The sequence below is a fragment of the Nostocoides sp. genome (genome assembly GCF_037045025.1).
Taxonomy (GTDB): domain Bacteria; phylum Actinomycetota; class Actinomycetes; order Actinomycetales; family Dermatophilaceae; genus Nostocoides_A.
Genome location: NZ_JBAOHM010000013.1, coordinates 578,435 through 599,294, shown reverse-complemented (window position 1 = coordinate 599,294; position 20,860 = coordinate 578,435). Strand labels below are relative to the sequence as shown.

21 protein-coding genes and 5 pseudogenes are annotated in these 20,860 nt (G+C 71.1%); 17 read left to right on the top strand and 9 right to left on the bottom strand.

Annotated features, from left to right (window positions below; genetic code table 11):
- Positions 1 to 155: 155 nt before the first annotated feature.
- The 3 genes and pseudogenes from V9G19_RS18695 to V9G19_RS18685 form a co-directional block, all read left to right on the top strand.
- Positions 156 to 407: pseudogene (locus V9G19_RS18695) on the top strand (hypothetical protein); the annotation flags it as partial.
- A gap of 103 nt (positions 408 to 510) precedes the next feature.
- Positions 511 to 615 (top strand): annotated as a pseudogene (locus tag V9G19_RS18690) (hypothetical protein); the annotation flags it as partial.
- Between the two features lie 323 nt (positions 616 to 938).
- Positions 939 to 1,298, top strand: a complete 360-nt coding sequence (locus V9G19_RS18685; RefSeq protein WP_462286904.1) for a DUF3048 C-terminal domain-containing protein — start codon at positions 939 to 941, stop codon at positions 1,296 to 1,298.
- Here V9G19_RS18685 and V9G19_RS18680 read toward each other — a convergent pair.
- Together V9G19_RS18680 and V9G19_RS18675 are read right to left on the bottom strand one after the other, a co-directional pair.
- On the bottom strand, positions 1,291 to 1,416 hold the full coding sequence (locus V9G19_RS18680) for a hypothetical protein (RefSeq protein ID WP_462286903.1): 126 nt from the start codon (positions 1,414 to 1,416) through the stop codon (positions 1,291 to 1,293). The genes V9G19_RS18685 and V9G19_RS18680 overlap by 8 nt on opposite strands.
- A gap of 55 nt (positions 1,417 to 1,471) precedes the next feature.
- Positions 1,472 to 3,028 (bottom strand): HAD hydrolase family protein, encoded by a 1,557-nt coding sequence (locus V9G19_RS18675; protein WP_462286902.1) that lies wholly within the window; start codon positions 3,026 to 3,028, stop codon positions 1,472 to 1,474.
- 281 nt (positions 3,029 to 3,309) lie between these two features.
- Between V9G19_RS18675 and V9G19_RS18670 the strand changes: the two genes are divergently transcribed.
- From V9G19_RS18670 to V9G19_RS18655, 4 genes are all read left to right on the top strand, one after another.
- Positions 3,310 to 4,644 carry a low temperature requirement protein A gene (locus tag V9G19_RS18670; RefSeq protein ID WP_462286901.1) on the top strand — a complete coding sequence of 445 codons (1,335 nt, stop codon included), beginning with the start codon at positions 3,310 to 3,312 and terminating at the stop codon, positions 4,642 to 4,644.
- Between the two features lie 247 nt (positions 4,645 to 4,891).
- On the top strand, positions 4,892 to 5,296 hold the full coding sequence (locus V9G19_RS18665; protein ID WP_462286900.1) for an RNA polymerase sigma factor: 405 nt from the start codon (positions 4,892 to 4,894) through the stop codon (positions 5,294 to 5,296).
- A complete protein-coding gene (locus tag V9G19_RS18660; RefSeq protein ID WP_462286899.1) occupies positions 5,293 to 5,925 on the top strand; it encodes a hypothetical protein in 633 nt (210 codons plus the stop codon). The genes V9G19_RS18665 and V9G19_RS18660 overlap by 4 nt, the downstream gene beginning before the upstream one ends.
- Before the next feature lie 134 nt (positions 5,926 to 6,059).
- Positions 6,060 to 7,064 (top strand): serine hydrolase domain-containing protein, encoded by a 1,005-nt coding sequence (locus V9G19_RS18655; RefSeq protein ID WP_462286898.1) that lies wholly within the window; start codon positions 6,060 to 6,062, stop codon positions 7,062 to 7,064.
- Between the two features lie 34 nt (positions 7,065 to 7,098).
- On the opposite strand, the gene V9G19_RS18650 is transcribed toward V9G19_RS18655, so the two are convergent.
- Positions 7,099 to 7,566, bottom strand: coding sequence for a DUF1707 SHOCT-like domain-containing protein (locus V9G19_RS18650; RefSeq protein ID WP_462286897.1), 468 nt, complete (start codon positions 7,564 to 7,566; stop codon positions 7,099 to 7,101).
- Between the two features lie 668 nt (positions 7,567 to 8,234).
- On the opposite strand from V9G19_RS18650, the gene V9G19_RS18645 reads away from it, so the two are divergent.
- The 7 genes from V9G19_RS18645 (at position 8,235) to V9G19_RS18615 (ending at position 14,602) form a co-directional block, all read left to right on the top strand.
- Entirely contained in the window at positions 8,235 to 9,521 is a 1,287-nt protein-coding gene (locus V9G19_RS18645) for a plasmid pRiA4b ORF-3 family protein (RefSeq protein WP_462286925.1), read from the top strand.
- Between the two features lie 209 nt (positions 9,522 to 9,730).
- Positions 9,731 to 9,880 carry a hypothetical protein gene (locus V9G19_RS18640; protein ID WP_462286896.1) on the top strand — a complete coding sequence of 50 codons (150 nt, stop codon included), beginning with the start codon at positions 9,731 to 9,733 and terminating at the stop codon, positions 9,878 to 9,880.
- 17 nt (positions 9,881 to 9,897) lie between these two features.
- Positions 9,898 to 10,131 carry a hypothetical protein gene (locus tag V9G19_RS18635; RefSeq protein ID WP_462286924.1) on the top strand — a complete coding sequence of 78 codons (234 nt, stop codon included), beginning with the start codon at positions 9,898 to 9,900 and terminating at the stop codon, positions 10,129 to 10,131.
- 63 nt (positions 10,132 to 10,194) lie between these two features.
- Positions 10,195 to 10,551: a hypothetical protein gene (locus tag V9G19_RS18630; protein ID WP_462286923.1), complete on the top strand. Its 357-nt coding sequence runs from the start codon at positions 10,195 to 10,197 to the stop codon at positions 10,549 to 10,551.
- Positions 10,491 to 11,642 (top strand): hypothetical protein, encoded by a 1,152-nt coding sequence (locus V9G19_RS18625; protein ID WP_462286922.1) that lies wholly within the window; start codon positions 10,491 to 10,493, stop codon positions 11,640 to 11,642. Before V9G19_RS18630 ends, V9G19_RS18625 begins: the two co-directional genes overlap by 61 nt.
- A 109-nt stretch (positions 11,643 to 11,751) precedes the next feature.
- Positions 11,752 to 13,131, top strand: a complete 1,380-nt coding sequence (locus tag V9G19_RS18620; protein WP_462286895.1) for a serine hydrolase domain-containing protein — start codon at positions 11,752 to 11,754, stop codon at positions 13,129 to 13,131.
- On the top strand, positions 13,079 to 14,602 hold the full coding sequence (locus tag V9G19_RS18615; RefSeq protein ID WP_462286894.1) for a hypothetical protein: 1,524 nt from the start codon (positions 13,079 to 13,081) through the stop codon (positions 14,600 to 14,602). The genes V9G19_RS18620 and V9G19_RS18615 overlap by 53 nt, the downstream gene beginning before the upstream one ends.
- On the opposite strand, the gene V9G19_RS18610 is transcribed toward V9G19_RS18615, so the two are convergent.
- The 6 genes and pseudogenes from V9G19_RS18610 to V9G19_RS18585 form a co-directional block, all read right to left on the bottom strand.
- Positions 14,575 to 14,772, bottom strand: a complete 198-nt coding sequence (locus V9G19_RS18610; protein ID WP_462286921.1) for a helix-turn-helix domain-containing protein — start codon at positions 14,770 to 14,772, stop codon at positions 14,575 to 14,577. The two genes, V9G19_RS18615 and V9G19_RS18610, sit on opposite strands and share 28 nt — an antisense overlap.
- 187 nt (positions 14,773 to 14,959) lie before the next feature.
- Positions 14,960 to 15,469: a hypothetical protein gene (locus V9G19_RS18605; RefSeq protein WP_462286926.1), complete on the bottom strand. Its 510-nt coding sequence runs from the start codon at positions 15,467 to 15,469 to the stop codon at positions 14,960 to 14,962.
- Between the two features lie 321 nt (positions 15,470 to 15,790).
- A pseudogene (locus V9G19_RS18600) lies at positions 15,791 to 16,075 on the bottom strand (PucR family transcriptional regulator ligand-binding domain-containing protein); the annotation flags it as partial.
- Between the two features lie 118 nt (positions 16,076 to 16,193).
- Entirely contained in the window at positions 16,194 to 17,045 is an 852-nt protein-coding gene (locus V9G19_RS18595; protein ID WP_462286893.1) for a helix-turn-helix domain-containing protein, read from the bottom strand.
- Positions 17,035 to 17,310 (bottom strand): hypothetical protein, encoded by a 276-nt coding sequence (locus V9G19_RS18590; protein ID WP_462286892.1) that lies wholly within the window; start codon positions 17,308 to 17,310, stop codon positions 17,035 to 17,037. Before V9G19_RS18590 ends, V9G19_RS18595 begins: the two co-directional genes overlap by 11 nt.
- Before the next feature lie 40 nt (positions 17,311 to 17,350).
- Positions 17,351 to 17,686 (bottom strand): annotated as a pseudogene (locus V9G19_RS18585) (PucR family transcriptional regulator ligand-binding domain-containing protein); the annotation flags it as partial.
- A gap of 242 nt (positions 17,687 to 17,928) precedes the next feature.
- On the opposite strand from V9G19_RS18585, the pseudogene gabT reads away from it, so the two are divergent.
- The 3 genes and pseudogenes from gabT (at position 17,929) to V9G19_RS18570 (ending at position 20,806) form a co-directional block, all read left to right on the top strand.
- Positions 17,929 to 19,261: pseudogene (gene gabT, locus V9G19_RS18580) on the top strand (4-aminobutyrate--2-oxoglutarate transaminase).
- On the top strand, positions 19,258 to 20,415 hold the full coding sequence (locus V9G19_RS18575) for an aldehyde dehydrogenase family protein (protein WP_462286891.1): 1,158 nt from the start codon (positions 19,258 to 19,260) through the stop codon (positions 20,413 to 20,415). The pseudogene gabT and the gene V9G19_RS18575 overlap by 4 nt, the downstream one beginning before the upstream one ends.
- On the top strand, positions 20,348 to 20,806 hold the full coding sequence (locus V9G19_RS18570; protein WP_462286890.1) for a hypothetical protein: 459 nt from the start codon (positions 20,348 to 20,350) through the stop codon (positions 20,804 to 20,806). Before V9G19_RS18575 ends, V9G19_RS18570 begins: the two co-directional genes overlap by 68 nt.
- Positions 20,807 to 20,860: the final 54 nt, after the last annotated feature.

The following is a 20,860-nucleotide window of genomic DNA, read 5'->3' as shown; positions in this document are numbered from 1 at the left end:
CTGAACAAGTACGGCATCGAGTGGATGGTCAATATCTCTGCCGTGCAGGGTGACTCGGCGAACGCCCCAGAGGGCGGGGAGACCTCGGCCTAGGCGGCCGGCCAGTGCCACCGACGGCCAACCCGTCCCACGCCAACCAGGGGGAAGACTCACGCATGACCCAGATCGACCGCCGGTCGCTCATCCTCGGCATGGTCGGGGCGGCCGGGCTCACTGCCGCCGGCTGCACCTCGACCACGCCAGGTCCCGCACCGACCAGCGCAGGTCCGACGTCCCTGCCGCCCTCGACCACCACGACGAGCGCCACGCCGTCGGTCGACCCGCGGCCCCGGTGGCCGCTGACCGGGGTCCTCATGGAGGACCCGGCCGCAGGGCGGCATACGCCCATCGCGGTGAAGGTGCCCGACAACAAGGGTGAGCATCCCCAGGTCGGGCTCGACGCTGCCGACATCGTCTTCGTCGAGCTCGAAGGGGTATGTCGACGCGGCGGGCAACAGCAGCACCCGGCTCATGCCGCTGTTCCATTCGACGCTGCCGCACGCGGCGGCACCGGTGCGCTCGATGCGGCCGGTCGACGTCCCGCTGCTCGCCCCGATCGGGGTCACCATCGGCAGCACCGGGGCGGCGCCCTGGGTCGTGGACTACATCAAGAGCTTCGGTCAGTATGTCGACGGCAACCTGACCTATCTGGCGACGCAGGGCACCGGGTCTTACTCGATCGACGGGTCCAGAGTCCGCTCGATCGGCGGCGTCAAGTACTACGACCGGGCGGTCGTCTGCCGCCCCGACGTCCTCGCCAAGCGGGCCCGGTCCTTCACCTCGGGGCCGAGCCGACCCTATCTGCCGTTCACCGGTGACCCCACCGCGGTCAGCACCGTGACCGGCCGCCCGGCCACCAAGGTGGCCGTCCCCTGGAAACCCGGTGAGAGGCTGACGACATGTCATATTCGTATGACGCACCGAGCCGCCGGTACCTGCGGAGCATGCCCTGGGGGCCGCACATCCTGGCCAACGGCACACGGGTCGCCACCGACAACGTCCTGGTCATCCGGGCCGGCCAGCGGTTCGCCAAGCTCTACGCCGGCAAGGGTCACGAGGAGCCGGTCCACGACATCATCAAGGCCTCCGGGACCTTCGTGTACGCGCACGGCGGCAAGTACGTCACCGGGACGTGGTCCAAGGGCGCCGTCGAGACGCTCTTCGAGCTCGTCCTCGACGACGGCTCACCGCTGCAGATGGCGCCGGGCCAGACCTTTGTCGAGCTGCCCCGTCTGGACGCCAAGGTCCGGATCAGCTGATCCCTGGCGCTGCGTCGTCGGGCGCGTCGCTGGGGGTGCGATCCGGCGCGTCAGCGGTGGGCGGCGAACGACGGTCGATCAGTCCGTCGACCAGCCGCGACGAGATGGTGTCGGCCAAGCCCGCTCCCGACTCGGGGTCGCCATCGGCGGGCCACCTCGGCGGGTCAGCAACCTCACGGACGGCCACCTCCAGCTCGCGAGACCCGAGGTCGGCGATCCACCGGGAGACGTCTCCGCGGTGGACATGCCGACGCACGACGGCATACGGCAGCTCGCGGAGCAGGTGCGCGAACTCGGCGACGCTGTGCGCGATCGGCGACCTCGCGGCCGTCGGCGTCGGTGAAGGTGAACCAGTGACTGGCCGTCATCGGCAGCGCGGTGTACTTGTGCCAGTGCCGAGCATGCGAGGTCTGCCTGGGGTCGGCGACGAAGGTGCGGGCCGGTCCATCCCCCAGGCGCAGCGTCGCATCGGAGTGGTCCGCGCCGGGCGGCACACCATGGACCGAGATGACGGCACCGACGAGCGGGACGTCCGCGCGGGGCAGGTCGCCCGGACGGTAGGTGACGAAGACGAAGCCCTCGTCGGCGCTGCCCAGCGCGCCCTCCATCGTCCCGCCGGACCCCAGCGACGAATGCGCCTCGTCGAGGATGACCCAGTGCGGCATACCGCTGAGCTCTCGCAAGGAGGCGATGAGGCCCGGGAGCCGGGCGAGATATGCCGCGGCGACCGCGCGGTCCACCACGGACAGGTCGACGACAACCGACTGGCCGCCCCAGCGCATGATCGACTCAAGGACCAGCTCGTCCGGCGGCTCGTGGCCGCTGAAGACGACGACATCGGGCAGATGGCGCAGCCCGAGGTAGTCGCCCTCGATGTCGACGACGAGGACCCGGAAGTCGAGGGCGCTCAGCGCCTCGACGAGCAGGCCGGCGAGATAGGACTTGCCGCTCCCACTCTCCCCGCTGATGAGGATGTTCGGTGTCGTCGCCGGCACACACGCCGCCTCCCCGTCCTCGAACCGGCCAATCGTCAGGTCGTCGCGCGTGTGCTTCTGCCGGGCGGCCCAGGTGCCCTGCCAGTCCTGGGTGAGGAGGCGGCGCACCCCCTCGCCGTCCGGGGCCTCGAGGACGAGGTCGGCCACCGCCTTGACACTCGGGGCCGCGTTGGCGACCGCGACGCCCATCTGCGCCGTGGTGAGCATGGCGAGGTCGTTCTCGGCGTCGCCGACCGCCATGGCATTGTGCCGGGAGAGGCCGAGCCGGTGCAGGGCAGCGAGCAGGCCGGTGGCCTTAGTCACCCCGGCGGGAAGAACCATGAGCCGGCCGCGGTTGAGCAGCAGCTGGGCGTCCAGGCCGAAGTGCTCGATCAGCTCCACCACCAGATGCCGGTGCGCGCCATCGCAGGAGAGCAGACAGTCGCCGACCTCGAGCTCGATGCCCGCTCCGACCATCGCCCAGCGGAGCCGCTCGTCGACGGGCTCTGCCAGGTACTGGCTCACCCCGCCGACCGCGAGGACGCACCCGTTGTCGGTGACGACGGCGTCGAAGTGCTCGGTCAGGCGGGGGAAGTAGCGGCCCAGGTCCTCGCGGGAGCGCCCCGTGACGAGGATCGTCGCGACCCCCTCGCCGCGGATCTGGCGCAGGGCGTCGAGGGTGGCCGGCGCGATGAGGCCGCTGTGGGTCAAGGTGCCGTCGAGATCGACGGCCAGGGCGTGCAACCTGCGGGACATGGCTGACCTCCCCTCCGCGATTCGCGTGAGGTGGGTGTCCCCAGTTCCAGGGTGTCACGACGGCTGGGCGCTGTACGGTGCCCTTCGTCCTGATCCATTGCCCCCGAACCGAATTCGCCCATCCCGGATCTCGCGACGGGGCCTGTGGGGCCGCCGGCTCACCACCCGCAGGCACGACCCGACCAGGCGTGCAGGCGAGCCGTGGGGGCGCCATACGCGGGGGACGGCATACCCTTCTGGCACGTGCGGGACTGGCGCCGACCACGACTGAGGGGGCCGATGTGAGCAGGACGACCCTGGGCTACTTCTGGCAGCGGCCACGCACCCACCGCGAGCGGGTCCCGGACCGGGTGGTCAGCTCGCTGGAGCTGTTCTACGACCTCGTCTATGTCGCCCTCATCGCCCGGGTGGCGCAGGGGCTGCACGGCGAGATCACCCTCGGGGCGCTGGCGACCTTCTGCGTGCTCTTCGGGCTGCTGTGGGTCGGCTGGTACAACGGCTCGGTCCTCCACGACGCCCATGGGCGCCCGGACGTGCGGACCCGGCTGCTGACCTTCCTCCAGATGTTCGCGCTGGCCTCGATGGCGGTCTTCGCGCCGGACGCCGCGGGCGCCGGTGGCGTGGGTTTCGCGGCGAGCTATCTTGTCGTCCTCATCGTCCTCGTCGGGCAGTGGGTCGTCGTGGCCCGGATGGAACGCGGTGACCCCCTGTACGGCCCGGTCGCGACCCGCTACACCGTCACCATGGCGGTGATGACAGCGTGGATCGGGCTGTCCATCGTCGTGTCAGGGCCGGCGCGGTTGTGGATGTGGGCGGCCTTCACCTTCGCCTATGTCGTCGGTATGGCGTTGCAGGTTGTCCGCTCCCCTCGTGCGGCTTCGGCGCAGGGGGCGATGTCGACGACCACCGAGGAGGTGCCGCAGCGGACGACGCAGGGGGCGCCGGAGCCAGCGGTGGACACCGAGCAGGGCAGCCCGCTGGCGACCGAGTCGCTGCTCGAACGCTTCGGGCTCTTCGTCATCATCGTCCTCGGCGAGGTCGTTGCCGGGGTGGTCGCGGGCCTCGGCTCGGTCGAGGCGCTCACCCCTACCGCCTTCGCCACCGGCTTCGCCGGTCTGGCGGTGGCGATGGCCTTCTGGTGGACCTACTTCGACCTCATCGGGCGCCGTGAGCCCGCTCCGACCCTGGGCGCCCGGTACCTGTTCAACCTCGTCCAGCTGCCGCTGGCCCTGGCCATCACCGGCGTCGGAGGCGTGACCGTCAGCCTCATCGAGCGCTCCCACTCCGACGACCTCGCCGGCCCGTCGTGGGCCTTCGCGGCGTTCGTTGCGCTGGCACTGCTCAGTGCCGGTGCGGCGGCCCGCCTAATGCGCGACTGGTCCGCCCTGGCCCCCATGTATCGCCCGGCCACCCGCGCCGGGCTCGGCGTCATTGCCCTCGCTGCGGTGCTTGCGGCGGTCGGCGCCTCCCCCGTCGTGCTCACCACGTCGGTCTTCCTCGGGATGGCTGCGCAGTGGGCGTTTGCCGTCCGCGGCTGGCTGCGCACCGACGAGGGCGCCCGCTTCGTCGCCCACGCTGCCTCGATCGACCGCGCCGAGGCCAGCTGGGAGATCTGAGACTCTGCCATCGCGCGGGGGTTGGCCTCGATCGAAGCGGCCCCGTCGGAGCGGCGTGGAAAGATTCAGGCCCCTGCCGGACAGGAGGTAGTCGTGGAGGACTCCCCGGCGCACGCCGACCGGTTCGCTGCCGTCGTCGCCGCCGTACACGACCCGGTATGGCGCTTCCTGCTGCGCCGCACGGACCGCGACACGGCGGCGGAGGTCCTCAACGACGTCCTCGTCGTCATCTGGCGCCGGCTCGACGATGTGCCCGACTCTCGAGCCGCTCCCCTGGTGCTACGCCGTGGCCCGAGGGTGCCTCGCCAATGCGACCCGCGGGGCGCGCAGACAGCGCGCGCTGGCCCACCGGATCGCCATGCTCGACCCGCCACCCCCGACCGCCCCCGACCCGGCGAGCGAGGCCCTCAACGACGGCGGGCTCGCGGCCGAGGGCGTCCGCTCCGCGCTGCGCGGGCTGCGCGCCGACGACCGGGAGGTGCTGCAGCTGTGGGCGTGGGAGCAGCTCGAACCGGCCGAGATCGCCAAGGTCCTCGGGATCTCCGCCAATGCCGTGAGCATCCGCCTCCACCGCGCCAAGAAGCGGCTCCGGGAAAGGTTGACCGAGGTGGCGGACAGAGAACCAGTGAGGGAGGAGGGATTCGCGACATGACAGCACATGACCGCACGACCCCGAACGACGAAGGCCTGTTCCGCTGGCCGGTCGGCCAGGAGGACGAGGTTCTGCGGGCCATGCTCCGCGCCGCCGATCCCGCCGCACCGGGGATCGCCCCCGGTGTCGACCCGTCAGCACTGGAGGACGTCATGACCCAGATCTCCACAACGACCCAGGCCCCACCCCGACGCCGGTGGTGGCCTGCCGCCGCGGCTGCCGCCCTGCTCGTGGGCGGCGTCGGCGTCGGCATCGCGACCAACGGCCCGAAGCCCACCGCGCCACTGACCTTGTCGGTCGCCGCGACAGACGCTTCGGCGATGTGCCTGGCCATCGACGTCGCGACGACGAAGCAGGCCGAGGTCGCCTTCGACGGCACGGTCACGGATGTGACGGATGGCGTCGCCACCCTTTCGGTGACCACGTGGTATGCCGGGGGCAACGGCGCGACGACCGTGCGGCTCCAGGCCCCGACGGGCACGGAGACCGCGCTGCTCGGCACGGTCAACCCGGAGATGGGCCAGCGGTACCTCATCGTCGCCTCGGGCGGAAGCGTCGCGCCCTGCAGCGCGAGCGGCGAATGGTCCCGGCGGCTGCAGGACCACTTCGAGGCTGCCTTCGGCCGCTGAACCATCCCGTCCGCGAGGGGCGGCGCGCGGCATACCAGTGGGTGCAGACGGTCCCCGACCGCTGGATGCCGGCGCCGCCCTGGTCGCATAACTCGCAGGCGCGTGCCCCGGGGTGCGGGCTAGCCTGACCGGCCATGACGACCCTGCAGACCGAGGTGGCCGAGGTCGCCGAGCGCACCGGCTTCTCCGGGGCGGTCCGGGTCGACCGCGAGGGTGACACCGTGGTCTGTGCGGCATACGGGCTGGCGGACCGAGCCCACGGCATCCCGGCGACCGTCGACACGCAGTTCGCCATGGCGAGTGGGACGAAGAGCCTCACCGCCGTGACCGTCATGGCGCTCGTCGAGCAGGGCACGCTCCGGCTGGACACCACCGCCCGGTCGCTGCTGGGCGAGGACCTGCCGCTGGTCGGCGACGGTGTCACGGTCGAGCATCTGCTCGCGCACCGCTCGGGCATCGGTGACTACCTGGACGAGAGCTCCGGCGGCAACGTCCGCGACTACGCGCTACCCGTGCCGGTCCACGAGCTGGCGACCTCCGAGGCGTACCTGCGGGTACTCGACGGCCGTCCGAGTGTCTTCGCGCCCGGCGAACGGTTCGCCTACACCAACTCCGGCTATGTGCTGCTCGCAGTCCTCGCCGAGCGCGCTGCGGGAACCGACCTTCCCACCTTGGTCTCGGACCTGGTCTGCGACCCCGCCGGTATGCCGGACACCGCCTTCCTGCGCACCGACTCCTTGCCCGGGCGCGCCGCCGTCGGCTACCTCGACGCCACCGGGCTGCGCACCAATGTCCTGCACCTACCAGTCCGAGGCAGCGGCGACGGCGGGACCTACTCGACGCTTGCCGATCTCCACGCGCTGTGGTCGGCGCTCTTCGCCGGGCAGATCGTGGCGCCCCCGCTCGTCGCGGAACTGCTGCGCCCGCGCAGTGACTGGCCGCAGGAGAGTCGGCGGTACGGGCTCGGCTTCCACCTCGCCCCCGCTGGTGATGCGGTCTACATGGAGGGGTATGACGCCGGCGTCTCCCTCCTCAGCCTGCATCAACCATCGACGGCCATCACGTACACGATCCTGGCCAACTGGTCCGAGGGTGCCTGGCCGATGATCCGACTCCTCGACGAGCGGCTCGGCACCTGAGCAGCCCCGGCCCACCCATGACCGGGGGTCGGCCTCAGTCGTCGTCGCCATACCACGTGGCGACGATCCCCGGCACGAGGAAGAACACCCAGGCCCAGGCCCAGCCGTCGAACGCCATACCGCAGGCGAGGAAAAGGAAGGTCGCAACACTGCCGCTGACTGCCAGCATCCTCGACGACGTCGTCGAGCCGGTCGGTTGAGGCGTTGGGGCCGGTGGTGGAGCCGAGTCGGACATCGGCGCGGGCGGTGGACCCGAGACCGTCGGACCGGGCCAGGCCGGTGCGTCCGACACCTGCAGGTAGGGCGGAGCGTCGGGACGGGGAAGGTCCGCGAAGACGGCGTCGAGGTCCGCCCGGGTGACCGCCGCCCGCGCGGCGTCGACGCGTTCGACCCGTTCCTGCTCGGTCAACCGCCCCGCGTTCGTGTGCAGTGCGAGCTCGCGCTCGGCGGCCTCGCGATCGGCGTGTCCGATGCGCTGTGTCTGGTGCCCCGAATCAGCCATGCCTCCATGGTACGAACGGCCTCGGTCCGGGCAACCTGTCGAGCACGGCAGTCGCTGCACCCGACACACCGCACGACCTTCTGCGTTGTGCGCCACCGTCGTCCTCTGCTGCCTTCACCGCGACGTGCTACTGCGGCTAGGCCGCTGGCCGCGATGCCGTCGGAGCGTCCAGGCCGGCCACCAGACGACCGCTCACCGCGCACTCAAACGTGCAATAGTCAGAATCCGGGGCGGCATACCACCGCAAAACGGACACGAAAGGGAGCTACTGCACGTTCGTGTGCACGCCCACGGTTGTCTGTCGCCGCGAAAGTCGAGGTCGTGAGCGATCCGCCGCTCGCCGGGGTGACGGGACCGGCATACCGCTGGCATTGTCGGTTCGTGCCCAAGACGCCCCCGACCGGCCCGGGACGTGACGCGATCGACCAGTGGCTGGCTGCCAACAGGATGCCCTCCATCGAGGACCTGGGCCGAGCAGTGACCGCGGGCGTCTTCGCGGACGACGCGGCCCCCCGCCCGGCGCGACGAGGGCTGGCCCAGCAGCTCCCCGAGGCGCGCGACGAGGCAAGCGTCCTCACCGTCCGGGTCGACCTCGACGGCACCAAGCCCATCGTCTGGCGGCGCCTGGCGATCCGTAGCGACCTCACCGCGACGGGAAGCTCCACGGCATCCTCCAGGCGGCGATGGGGGGGAGCGACGGCCATCTGCACCGGTTCTGGGTCGGGCCGGCGAAGCGGCTGTGGACCGGGCCGCACCTGGTCAACGACCTCGACGAGCACGAGTGGGACGGCGATGAGAGTCGCGTCGTCGGGCACGAGGACGCGGTCGAGGTCGACCAGCTGCTCCGGAGGCCCGGCGACCGGCTGTTCTACACCTACGACTTCGGCGACGGGTGGGACCACTCCATCACGGTCGAGTCGGTGCGTTCGGCCACCGACGACGACCCGCCCGCGGTCTGTCTCGACGGACGTCGGGCCTGTCCCCTCGAAGACTGCGGCGGACCCGGCGGGCACAACGAGATCGTCGCGGCGTTGACCGCCGGCACCCCCCTCGCAGAGCCCCTGGACACCTGGGTGCCACCGGAGTGGGACCCGAGCGAGTTCGACGCCGACAGCACCACTACCGCACTACGGATCGGGTCGATGACGACCGAGGAGCTGATGGGCCTCTGGGAGTCAGAGCGCGGCGCGGTACGGACCCATGATGCGGTGGCCGAACTCGTCGAACGGCTCGACCTGCGCGACGTCACGGCCATCGCCGAGCTGACCCACGCGGCGATGACCGGGGACCGGGCCGGCGAGACGTCCGACTCGGAGCACCTCGGCCCGCGCGAGGTCGGCGCTCTCGACACCAGGGCGGCGGTCCGGCCCTGGCAGGTGCTCCTCTCGATGGCGGGCGAGGACGGCATACCGTTGACGGCGGCCGGGTGGATGCGGCCGGCGGCGGTGCGGGACGCGTTCGTCGCCCTGCGGCTCGACGCGACCTGGTTCGGCAAGGGCAACAGGGAGGACCAGACACACCCCGTGGCCGAGCTGCGCCAGATCGTCGTGGCCGACCGCCTGCTCCGCAAGCACAAGGGACGGCTGGTCCGTACGCCCGCAGGGCGGGCGGCCGACGGGGACGCGGCCGCGCTCTGGTTGGTCGTGGCGCGTGGTCTGGTACCCACGGCAGCGGACTCGTTCGAACGGGACGTCTGCATCCTCACCCTCCTGCACATGGCGGCGGGGTCGCGGGTGGGTGAGGCGGTGTGGGTCGAGATCGCGCAGGTCCTCACCCGCGCGGGGTGGCGCACCGACCTGGGTCAGCCCGTGACCTCAGCCCAGGTATGGCGCACCGCGTTCCACGTCATCGACCGGCTGGTCTGGGCGACGGGCTCGTGGCAGGGCCACCTGCTCGGTGTGACCACGCCGACGCAGCGCGCGCTGGCGCGGGCCGCCGTCTTCCCCCTGAGCTGAGGCGGCCGTGGGCCGGACGCCAGGACGTTTGGCGTCCACACGAGGGCGTGGAGGTGTCCGCTCACCGGCTGTTCATCTCCCGTCAAGTGGACGTTCTGGCGATTCCCACCCCCGCAGGTGGACAGCTCGTCCATATTCCTCCGGGTTCTCGGGTCCAGATACTCCGGATATCCCACTCATGGCGTGGGACCAACTCTCCCGGAGGACCCATGGCAACCACAGGACTGCATCAGGGGCTGAAACAGCGACACCTGACGATGATCGCGATCGGTGGTGTCATCGGAGCCGGTCTGTTCGTCGGCTCCGGCGTGGTGATCAACGAAGACCGGGCCCGGCGCGTTCCTCACCTACGCGCCTAGCCGGCGTGCTCATCATCATGGTGATGCGGATGCTCGGCGAGATGGCGGTCGCCAACCCGAGCACCGGCTCCTTCGCCGACTACGCCCGCGACGCCATGGGCCACGTGGGCGGGCTTCTCGGTGGCCTGGCTGTACTGGTACTTCTGGGTCATCGTCGTCGGTTTCGAGGCGGTCGCCGGGGCCAAGATCATCACCGTACTGGATGCCGATGCGTCCCCTGTGGATCCTGTCGCTCATCCTCATGGTGCTGATGACGGCGACGAACCTGTTCTCGGTGCAGTCGCTTCGGTGAGTTCGAGTACTGGTTCGCCGGCATCAAGGTCGCCGACGATCATCGTCTTCCTCATGCATCGGCTCCCTGCTTCGTCTTCGGCGTCTGTGGCCGGCGGTCGACTGGACTTCAGCAATCTCACCGACGCACGGCGGCTTCTTCCCCAACGGGCCCGGCGATCCTCTTCTCCGGCATCGTCGTCGTCATCTTCTCGATGGTCGGCGCCGAGATCGCGACGATCGCCGGCGCCGAGTCCGACGACCCCGAGCGCGGCGTCACCAAGGCCGACCAACTCGGTCGTCTGGCGCATCTCGACTCTTCTTCGTCGGCTCGGTCTTCCTGCTCTGCACGTCATCCTGCCGTGGAACTCCAACGAGCTGGGCAAGTCGCCCGTACGTGAGCGCCTTCAAGATCATGGGCATCCCGTATGCCGACCACATCATGAACGCGGTCGTGCTCACCGCGGTGCTGTCCTGCCTCAACTCCGGGCTCTACACCGCGTCGCCGGATGCTCTTCGTGCTCGCCGGCCGCCGCGAGGCTCCGCGCCAGCTGCTCGCGCGTCAACCGACAAGGGCGTGCCGCGCATACGCGATCCTCGCCTCGACGGTGGTCGGCTTCCTCTGCGTCATCGCGGCCTACATCTCGCCGACGGACGGTCTTCCTCGTTCCTGCTCAACTCCTCGGGCGCGGTCATCCTCTTCGTCTACATGCTCATCGCGGTGCTCCAGTTCGTCCTGCGGCGCCGGACCGACGCGGCAGGTCGGAGTCTGCCGGTCCGAAGATGTGGGCTGTTCCCCTGCCTTACCATCGTCGCCGATCGTCGCGATGCTCGCCGTCCTCATGCTCACATGGCTCGGTCCGCGAGGACGCCAGCTCGCAGATCATCCTTGGGCCTTGCCTCGTGGGCCTTCCTGCTCGTCGTCTTCCGGCTCATCAAGGGCTACCGCGAAAAGGTCGTCGACGCCGTGGAGGTCGACGGCGAGCCGACGCCCGTCGCGGCCCATCGGCTGCTCGTCCTCGCCAACGACGAGCTGGAGCCGGCCGCCTTGCTCGCGCAGGTGCACCTGCTCAGCCGGAGCGCTACGTCGAGGCCTATGTCGTCGTGCCCAAGAACCCGATCGACACGGGGACTGCGGAGTTCGCCCGAGCCGCATCGATCCGGGCCGCCACGATCGAGGTGGCCCAGGCACGACTCGACGAGATGGTCCGCACTCTGCGCCAGGCCGGTGTCCCGACCGAGGGCAGTCTCGGGGACTTCTCCCCGGCCATCGCCCTCGAGGAGGGCGTCGGCACCTTCCCGACCGGACTCGATCCTCGTGGTGCGCAACTCCGAGGACTCCCAGATGCTCGTGCCCAACGACGTCGTTGCCCAGGCCCGCGAGAGCCTGTGTATCCCGGTCTACAGCGTCGTGGGTCGCCCCGGCCTGCCGGACCTGGCGCACCCACACCTGGTCGATCCGGTCGAGACCCGCAGCGGCGGGGGCGCCTGATCTATGAACGTGCTCGACGCGGGGACGGACCAGTCGGCGCCCTGGTCCGTCACCCAGAGACAACTGGGCCGAGCCCCCCGGGCTGCGCTGGAAGCTTCCCTGCACCTCGATGAGGTGCTGGCGACGGCGCCGATCGCCGCGTCCGCGGCACCGGTCACCCTGGAGGTGGCTCCGATCCCGGTCCTCGACGTCATCACGCCGCGCTATGACGTCACGGCCCGCATCGTCGATCACACCAGCGTCGAGCAGCTCCTCGCCGAGAGCCACACCGACGGCTTCCTGGTCATGCACCACGGGCGCATCGCCGCCGAGTGGTACGCCCCAGTCGATGGCGCCCTCGACCAGGCACCTGCTCATGTCGGTGACCAAGACCGTCGTGGGGGTCATCGCGTGCGCCCTGGTCGAGGACGGCGTCCTGGCCCTGGACGACCGCGTCGAGGCGATCATCCCGGCCCTCGCCGGGTCGGGCTTCGCGGGAGCGACGGTGCGCGACGTCCTCGACATGCGCACCGGCGTCCGCTTCAACGAGACGTACCACGACCCAGACGCGGACGTCTATCTCATGGAGCACGCCTGTGGCTGGCGGTCCCCGCGAGAGGACGTCCCTGGGTCGCTGCGGGAGTTCCTCGCCCAGCTGCCCCGCGACGAGGAGCACGGCGGCCGGTTCCGGTACCGATCGAGCGAGACCAACGTCCTCTCGTGGATCTGCGAGGTGGCCTCGGGCCAGGACCTGGCCACCCTCATCCACGAGTGGGTCTGGGCGCAGATCGGGGCCGAGTTCCCGGCTCACATCACCGTCGACCCGACCGGCGTCGCCGTCGGCGACGGTGGGCTGAGCGCGACCCTAAGGGACGTGGGCCGGTTGGCCGACATGCTCGCGCGCAACGGGATCGCCCGCTCGGGCGCGCAGGTCGCCCCGCCGTGGTTCGTCGTCGACACGCTGGTGGCGGCCGAGGACTCACGGGACGCCTTCGCGGCCACCAACAGCCCGACCGGTATGCCGGGTGGCCACTACCGCAACCAGGTCTGGGTGCCCTTCCCCGACCGGAGCGTCTTCCTCGCCCTGGGCATCCACGGCCAGATGGTCTACGTCAACCAGCAGTCGGGGGTCGTCGGCGTCAAGCTCTCGACCTGGCCGACGGCGCAGAACGGCGCCTTGTTCTACGACACCCTCGGGGCCTTCGAGTCGATCTCAGCCGCCCTGGACCGCTACACCCACCAGCACCCCGTCACCCACCACCAGGAAGCTCCCGGTGAAGCCTACCCACGGACTGCGCAATATCTCCGAGAATCCCGGACCTTCTTCCGGACGAATGAGGACCCGATCTACTTCTTCGGTCCGACCGCCTTCAACCTGCTCGGGCTGGACCGGTGGGTTTGCAGCTTCACCTATGTGTCCTACTACGACCCGTGGGACGGGATGTCACCCGCGGGCCATGTCCCCCGTTCCGGAAGGGCACCGAGACCTTCACCAGCGCGGAGGAGGTGACCGAAACCGGCTTCGGTGCAATGACGAGATCGAGGGCCCGGATCGCCGCACGCCCAGGCACTCCTCGCGTCATGGCGGTTCTTCTTCTGACGAAGAGACCGAGGCCATCTGTCGTGACCTGGGCTACCGGGCCGACCCTGCCGCCATACGGGCGCTGCGCTCCCGTGCCCGGCTGGACTCCAAGCTCCTGGAGACCACGCGCCTGGGCAACCAGGCCGGGGCACCCAGCGTCCCGAGCATCCTCGGCACGCCGACCGACTACGCCACGCTGGTCTCGATGTCCGAAGCCGGGCCGGGCTCGGCACCGACCCGGCGGTCATCCAGCTGCCCTATGGCGACTCGGGCAAAGACCGCCTTCCTCGTGGCCGACGAGTCGGACTGGACCAAGCACGCGATCAACCTCGCCAACCGCGAGAGCAAGATCATGAAACGGATCCGCAACACCGCCCTCGCGGTCGAGGCGGTCATCACCCGACACGGGACCATCGTGGGCCCCTTCATGGTCGACCTCACCGGCTACACCGAGCTGACGCCATACAAGGGCGGCTGGTGCGGCAACGACATGTTCCCCGACGCCATGACGACCAAGCAGCGGGCGGCCGCGACGACCCTGGGCCGCCGTCTTGGGGACCGGTTGGCCCAGGAGGGCTACCAGGGCTTCTTCGAGGTCGACGTCCTCATCGACCTCGACACCGACGAGGTTCTACCTCGGCCAGCTCAACCCCCGGCATCTCCGCTGCCTCCCCGATCACCAATGTCACCGCCGGCGCGTACGCCCACTCTGCCTGCTGCTCTTCCTCTTCCATCTGCTCCGAGCACATGGACGTCGACTATGGGGCTGCCGGACGTCGACGAGATCAACGAGCGCGGGAGCGAGCCTGGCGGCGGCCATCGACATGCGGAGCCAGCTCATCATGAAGCAGCCACGAGCCCACCAGGTCGGGCTCATCGCCGCTGCCCCCGCGGACCGGGACGTGGGCGCGTGCTGCCCGGGCGGTTGGCTCCAGCACCGTCGGCTGTCCTCGGACTGGCACGGCCTCCAGGACCAGAACGGGCTCCTCCCTTCATGCGGGACTACGGCGCCGGCGACTACCTCTTCAAGGGGGCTGACCTGGGGCATCGTCGTGACCAAGGCGGCGGATGCAGACCTGACGACCCTAAGGCCCTCACCGACCGGTGCCGGAGCATCATCGCGGGCCTGCGCTCTGCAGCACGCCACGTCGTCGGTTGCGGTGGCCCCTCCGGTTCCTCCGACGATCCCTCGGAGCCTCAGCGCTCTGACCTGCCCAGACCGGGAGCGGATCGGCCGGTCGGAGCCTTCGAGCCGGCCCAACCGCTCCGAGCCGCGGGCGCCCGTCTCGGGGCCGGGCTGGCTCCACCTCGCCCGTCTCGCGCCGAGATCGCCCTCGTCCAGGCCGAACCACTCGGAGGAGTCCTGGCCGCTCATCGAGAGCAGCTCGCCGCGCCTTGAGGGCCATCCACACCTTGGCCCGGGCTGGGGCGGAGCTGGAGGTCCCGCTCTAACAGAGTGGAGATCCGGTCGATCCGGTTGCGCAGGGTATGCCGGTGGACCCCGAGGGCGGCCGCAGTGCTCTCCCAGTGGCCGTTGCGCAGGAGGAACTCCGCCGTCGTGCGGAGCAGCTCGGCGCCGCCGAGGGTCTCCAGGGGATGCAGGACCGCCGAGGCAATCGCCTCGAGGGTGTCCCGCGGCTGGGTCCCCAGCAGGCAGCTCGAAGACGTCGAGCTGGCGAATCCACCTTGCGGCCCGGCTCGGTCATGCCCACCCGGGCGGCGGCCCGAGCCTGGCGCAGGCTCTCGACCGCGCGGGTCAGGTCGACCGGTTTGCCCACCCCGGCGCTGACCCGGCGGCCCAGGGCCCGGTAGAAGAGCTCTGCAGCTCCGCGGTCCGCTCGTCGATGACGTCCGCCGGGAGCAGGATGGCGATGCCGTCGGCGAGCGCGCTGGTGAGGAAGGGCAGCTGGTGCTCGTCGAGGCCGTCGACGACGAGCGTCTCGCTGAACCGCGGGGAGCCGGTCTCGACGATGACGCTCACGGCGACCGGCGCGGTCCGGGTGAAGCCGAAGAACTTCACCAGAGCGAGATCGGTGTCCGCGCCCTGCCGCAGCAGCGACCGGAAGACGGCCCGACGCAGCCGCGTCTCGGTCCGGCGCAGCTGGGTCGGCCGGTCCAGGACGATCGACAACAAGGTGATCGCGTGGCCGATGAGCAGCCGTTCGCTGCTGGTCAGCGCGTCGGCCGTTCCCAGGGCGAGGTAGCCCCGGGAGGTGGCCGGCGCGTCGCAGGGCATGGACGACGAGGTGGCCATCGTCGTCGACATGGGTGAAACCGGCCTGGCGCGCGCTGCCGGCCTGGCGGGCGGCATACGCCTGGAGCCGGTTGGTGACCCGGGTCGCGAGCTGCACCCGGTCCGGGGCTGGCCGACACCAGTGTCCGCCCCTTGGCATCGAGGAGCAGGACGCTGCCGCCGAGGACCTTCGCGAGGGTCTCGACGACACCGGACTTGCCGGTGAGCAAGGCCGCGCTGGCCAGCCGTTCCTGGTCCTTGGAGGTCTGCTGGAACGCGCGAATCTGGGCCGCCGTGACCGCAGAGATCACGGCACGCGAGATGGCCAGGAAGGGTGTGGCGGCCGGGACGGGCGAGCACCGGGAGGCCGAAGGTGTCACCGGCACTGAGCAGACCTGCGGGGACGACGGGATGGATCATCCCGGTGTCGACCGCCAACGCTGCGACTCCTGCCCCCGCGAGGCGTTCGACGTAGGCGTACTGCGACGCCGCAGTGAGGTCGAGGTTGAGCGCCAGGGTCATGAGCAGCTCGCCACCCTCCAACCAGGGGGTGGGGTCGGCAAGCTCCTCGCTGGTGCGCGCCCAGCTGATCACGCGGTGAGCTCCCGCCGCCCCCGCGACGACGGTCAGACCGAGGGTCGGGTCGGCGCACAGTCGGGACACGGTGATCGACACGGGGCCTCCCGTCGTGTCCCGCTCGTCGCCTCTGCTCGAACTGTCGGGCCGAGTCGGTGCGCCCCGGCCTCGGCCCATGGAATCACGCCAAGCCGCTGGAGCGCAGCGCCAGCCAGACCCGTGATGCGAGATCGGGGTCTTCCAGGGAGGCGCCCAACAGCGCCTCGGCCCGCGCGATCCGGGCTCGGAGGGTGTTGCGGTGCACGTCGAGCTCGCGTGAGGCCGCCTCCCAGTGCCCCCGGTGACGCAGGTATGCCGCAACCGCCCCGACGAGGTCAGCGCGGTGGTGGCGCGACAGCGGTTCGAGGAGCGCACGAGCCCAACCTGGGGGGTCGACCGCTGCAGCCGGGAGCCAGCCCGGTGTGCTCGGGCTCGACGCGTCGGCCAGTCGAGCGGCCAGGTGTGCCCGGACCGTGGGCACGTCGGCGATATCGCCCACCGGACCGACGAGCACCCGGGCACCGCCGGCTGGACTCGGCCCCCAAACCGACCATGTCCGCCGCGAGCGAGGGGCCGTCCGGTGGCGGCAGGGCACCCGGGACGACGATCCACGCGGCCTCCGGCTCGGTGTCCCCGACCCCAGCGGTTGGCGTGCTCTGGCCGCTGCCGCGCCAGCGCGTCGACGAGGGCGGCGAGGACCTCGGGTCCCCCCCGGCCGTCCCGCGCCGAGGGCGACGACCACCCGGACCTTCGTCGGGGGGAACTCGACGCCGAGCGCGCCGGCGAGCAGGCGTCCGGCCCGCAGCTGCCTGGCGTCGACGAGATGGGCGACGGCGGCCCGGCGCACCGCGTCGACCGACTGGGCCTGCCGGCGGCGCACCGCTTCGGAACCCAGCAGAGCGAGCGCGACGAGCACGGCACGCCGTGCGGTCGGGCGTCGTGGGGGGCTGGAGACGATCGCGAGATAGCCGACGACGGCGTCATCAGCCAGCACCGGGTGGACGACGACATCGAGGTCGTCGAGGGGGAAGGTGGCCGCCGCAGCGAGCGCCCGCAGTGCGCAGCCGGTCGATCTCCGGGGCCAACCTCGCGGCGTCCGCGGCGCGCTCGGGCGGCCACGACTGAAGGGCGGCGCCGTGCACGTCCACGAGGACGGCCCACCCGTGCACCGCCTCGGCCAGCGCGCGGACGACCGCCGGCACCGGATCGGCTCGACGTGGCGGCGGCGACGATCCGGCGGTCGGCGTCGAGGGCGGCATACAGCAGCCGTTTGTGCTCCTCCCCCACCGCCTCCCAGAAGCCGCGGGTGACGGCGAGGAAGGGGACCTCGTCCGGGACGACGAGTAGCGGCAGGCCCGCCGAACGGCAGGCGCGTTCCAGTGCCGCCGGCGCGCGGTGGTGGACCGGACCCAGGCCCAAGGCGATGCCGGCCAGACCCGCGTCGACGAGGCGGTCGACACACCGGCGACATCCGTCGTCGCGGCGCGGCAGGGTGAGGCCGGTGGTGAGCAAGACTCGCCACCGTCGAGATAGGGCGTCGGGTCGGTGAGCTCGCTGATGTGGACTGCGGTGAGCGGAAGGTCCGGTGCAGGTCGGGGGACGAGCGGGACCAAGGCGTCGGGAACCCGGGCGCACAGATGGCGCAGGGTGGGCGTCGACTCCGAACCGGTCCTGGTCATTTCATCTCAGAGTGTCCCATCTCTGGATAGAACATCCAAGGTGCTGCAGAGTCGGCTCACCTACCGTTGCGACATCGGTCCTCGGTCTGTTGGCCACCGAGACCATGTCGGTCCCGACCCATCACCTGAGCTGCAGGGGAGAACCACATGTCACTCCACGTCGATATCACCGCCCCGCCCGCGCCCAGCGCCGCCCCGATGACCCTGGCTCCTGTCGAGCAGGTTCGCAAGCTCGTCACCGCCATTCCCGGCCCGGCCTCGCAGGCCCGGCACGCGCATCGGACGTCCGTCCTCTCGGCCGGCCTGGGCACGGTGCTGCCGGTCTTCATCGAGCGCGGCGGCGGCGGGATCCTCGTGGACGTCGACGGGAACCACCTCATCGACCTCGCTTCGGGGATCGCCGTGACGACGGTCGGGGCCAGCGCACCCGCGGTCGTTCACCGCGTCCAGGAGCAGGTCGCCAAGCTGACGCACACCTGCTTCCTCGTCACCGAGTACGACGGCTATGTCGAGGTCTGCGACACCCTCAACCGGCTCGCCCCCGGAGACCAGCCGAAGAAGTCGGCCCTGTTCTCCACCGGTTCGGAGGCCGTCGAGAACGCGGTGAAGATCGCCCGGGCCGCCACCGGTCGCCCAGCGGTGGTCACCTTCGGCCACGCCTATCACGGACGCACCCTTCTGACCATGACGATGACGGCCAAGAACGCCCCCTACAAGGACGGCTTCGGCCCGTTCGCCCCCGAGGTCTACCGCGCCCCGTTGGCCTATCCCTACCGCTGGGACAGCGGCCCCGAGCGCTGCGCGGCCGAGGCCCTGGCGGCGCTGGAGGACCTCGTCGTCAAGCAGATCGGTGCCCGGCACTGCGCCGCCATCGTCATCGAGCCGATCCAGGGCGAAGGCGGCGTGATCGTCCCCCCACCGGGGTACCTGCAGGGCGTGGCCGAGCTGGCCCGGGCGCACGAGATCGTCCTCATCGCCGACGAGGTACAGACCGGGATCGCCCGGACTGGAGCGATCTTCGCCTCCGAGCTTCGAGGGCCTGGTCCCGGACCTCATGACGACGGCCAAGGGCCTGGCCGGCGGGCTGCCGCTTGGCGCCGTCACCGGTCGCGCGGACCTCATGGACGCGGTCTCGCCGGGCGGGCTCGGCGGCACCTTCGCCGGCAACCCGGTGGCCTGCGCCGCTGCTCTCGGTGTCTTCGAGACGATCGAGAGCGAGGGGCTGGTCGCCCGGGCGCGCCACATCGAGGCCATCATCCGCGCGGCCCTCGACCCGGTCGCCGCGGTCAACCCCATCATCGGAGAGGTCCGCGGCCGCGGGGCCATGGTCGCGCTGGAGCTGGTAGTGCCGGGGACGAAGACCCCGGCGCCGGACCTCGCTACGGCGGTCGCGGCATACTGCCACCGGGCCGGCGTCCTGGTCCTGCAGGCGGGCACATATGGCAACGTCCTGCGGCTGCTGCCCCCTCTGGTGATGAGCGACGAGCTGCTCACCGAAGCCCTCGGTGTGCTGGTGGAGGCCTTGGGATGACCGCCATCACCATGGTGAGTGATCTGGCTCTGGACCCCCGCACCGGCGAGGTCGTCGCCGCCATGCCGGTGTCGACACCCCAGCACCTCGCCGAGACGGTGGCGGCCGCGGTCTTGGCGACAACAGCCGTCGGATCGGTGAGCCCCGCGGCTCGGGCTGGCTGGCTCGAGGGTCTCGCCAACGCCGTCGCCGGCGCCGTCGACACCCTCGTCCCGACCGCCGACCGGGAGACCGGGCTCGGCACAGCCCGGCTCACCGCGGAAGTGGCCCGGTGCGCCAACCAGCTGCGCTTCTACGCCGCGGTATGCCGCGAGGGCTCCTGGCTCGGCGCCACGATCGACCACGCCACATCGGACACGCCCGACCTGCGCAGGGTCGCCGTGCCCCTGGGACCGGTGGCTGTCTTCGGGGCGAGCAACTTCCCGTTCGGCTTCGGCACCTTGGGCAATGACACCGGATCAGCGCTGGCGGCCGGCTGCCCGGTCATCGTCAAGGGCCACCCGGCGCACCCGCTCACCCATGCGGCGCTCGCCGACCTGGCGGCGTCGACCCTCGCCGAGCTCGGCGCCCCTGCCGGCACCTTCGGCGCCGTGACCGGTCTGGACAACGGTCGCGCCCTGGTGCTCGACGACGCGATCAGCGCGGTCGCCTTCACCGGTTCCCAAGCCGCAGGGCTGAGCCTGTGGAGCCTGGCGCAGAGCCGACCGCGAGTCATCCCGGTCTTCGCCGAGATGGGGACGGTCAACCCCGTCGTCGTCACGCCCGCCGCCGTCGCGCAGCCGGACGCCCTGGCCACCCTGGCCAAGGGAAGCGTCCAGTCGTTCACCCTCGGCATGGGGCAGTTCTGCACCAAACCGGGGCTGCTCCTCGTCCCCACCGGTGCCGGGGTCGCCCCGGCCGTGGCGGCGGAGCTCCGAGGCGGCGTCCCCGCGCGGGCCGCTGCTCACCGCCGGGATGGCCCGCTCGTATGCCGAGGGGGTCCGCACCTTGCAGCTCTCCGGGGCCACTCTCGTCGGGGCGGTGGCCGAGCCGGGTGCCGGCTGGGGCGTCTGCGCCACCGTGCTCACTGCCCCGGCGGCGCGGCTGGTGCCGGGCTCGCCGCTGCTGGCCGAGTGCTTCGGCCCGGCCATCCTCGTCGTGGAGTATGCCGATGACGCCGAGCTCACCGCCATCCTGGGTCGCCTCCAGGGCGCCCTCGTCGGCTGCGTGATGACGGCTGGGGCGGACGACCCCGATGCTCCCGCCGTGGTGACCTCGCTCGCCCGATTCGTCGGCCGGGTGGCCGTCGACGCCTGGCCGACCGGTGTGGCCACCACCTGGGCCCAGCAGCACGGAGGCCCGTGGCCGTCGACGACCGTCCCTGCCGCGACGTCGGTGGGCGCCGCCGCGCTGGCTCGTTTCACCCGACCGGTGGCCTTCCAGAACACCCCGCCGACAGCGCTGCCACCCGCGCTCGCGGACGCCAACCCCTGGCGGCTCCCCCGCAGGGTCGACGGCCGGTTCGTCCCCGTACCGGGTCGCCCCGGCAAGAAGAGGGCCCCGTGACCGCACCCTTGGCGGGCCTGCTCGTCGCCGACTTCAGCCGCGTCCTCGCCGGAC

What these genes read in the sequence shown, in the direction of transcription:
- V9G19_RS18685 (WP_462286904.1), top strand. Translation starts at nt 939, where the DNA reads ATGTCATATTCGTATGACGCACCGAGCCGCCGGTACCTGCGGAGCATG.
- V9G19_RS18675 (WP_462286902.1), bottom strand. Translation starts at nt 3,028, where the DNA reads ATGTCCCGCAGGTTGCACGCCCTGGCCGTCGATCTCGACGGCACCTTG.
- V9G19_RS18665 (WP_462286900.1), top strand. Translation starts at nt 4,892, where the DNA reads ATGTGCCCGACTCTCGAGCCGCTCCCCTGGTGCTACGCCGTGGCCCGA.
- V9G19_RS18660 (WP_462286899.1), top strand. Translation starts at nt 5,293, where the DNA reads ATGACAGCACATGACCGCACGACCCCGAACGACGAAGGCCTGTTCCGC.
- V9G19_RS18655 (WP_462286898.1), top strand. Translation starts at nt 6,060, where the DNA reads ATGACGACCCTGCAGACCGAGGTGGCCGAGGTCGCCGAGCGCACCGGC.
- V9G19_RS18650 (WP_462286897.1), bottom strand. Translation starts at nt 7,566, where the DNA reads ATGGCTGATTCGGGGCACCAGACACAGCGCATCGGACACGCCGATCGC.
- V9G19_RS18640 (WP_462286896.1), top strand. Translation starts at nt 9,731, where the DNA reads ATGGCAACCACAGGACTGCATCAGGGGCTGAAACAGCGACACCTGACG.
- V9G19_RS18635 (WP_462286924.1), top strand. Translation starts at nt 9,898, where the DNA reads ATGGTGATGCGGATGCTCGGCGAGATGGCGGTCGCCAACCCGAGCACC.
- V9G19_RS18620 (WP_462286895.1), top strand. Translation starts at nt 11,752, where the DNA reads ATGAGGTGCTGGCGACGGCGCCGATCGCCGCGTCCGCGGCACCGGTCA.
- V9G19_RS18615 (WP_462286894.1), top strand. Translation starts at nt 13,079, where the DNA reads ATGTCCCCCGTTCCGGAAGGGCACCGAGACCTTCACCAGCGCGGAGGA.
- V9G19_RS18605 (WP_462286926.1), bottom strand. Translation starts at nt 15,469, where the DNA reads ATGTCGACGACGATGGCCACCTCGTCGTCCATGCCCTGCGACGCGCCG.
- V9G19_RS18590 (WP_462286892.1), bottom strand. Translation starts at nt 17,310, where the DNA reads ATGCCGCCCTCGACGCCGACCGCCGGATCGTCGCCGCCGCCACGTCGA.
- V9G19_RS18575 (WP_462286891.1), top strand. Translation starts at nt 19,258, where the DNA reads ATGACCGCCATCACCATGGTGAGTGATCTGGCTCTGGACCCCCGCACC.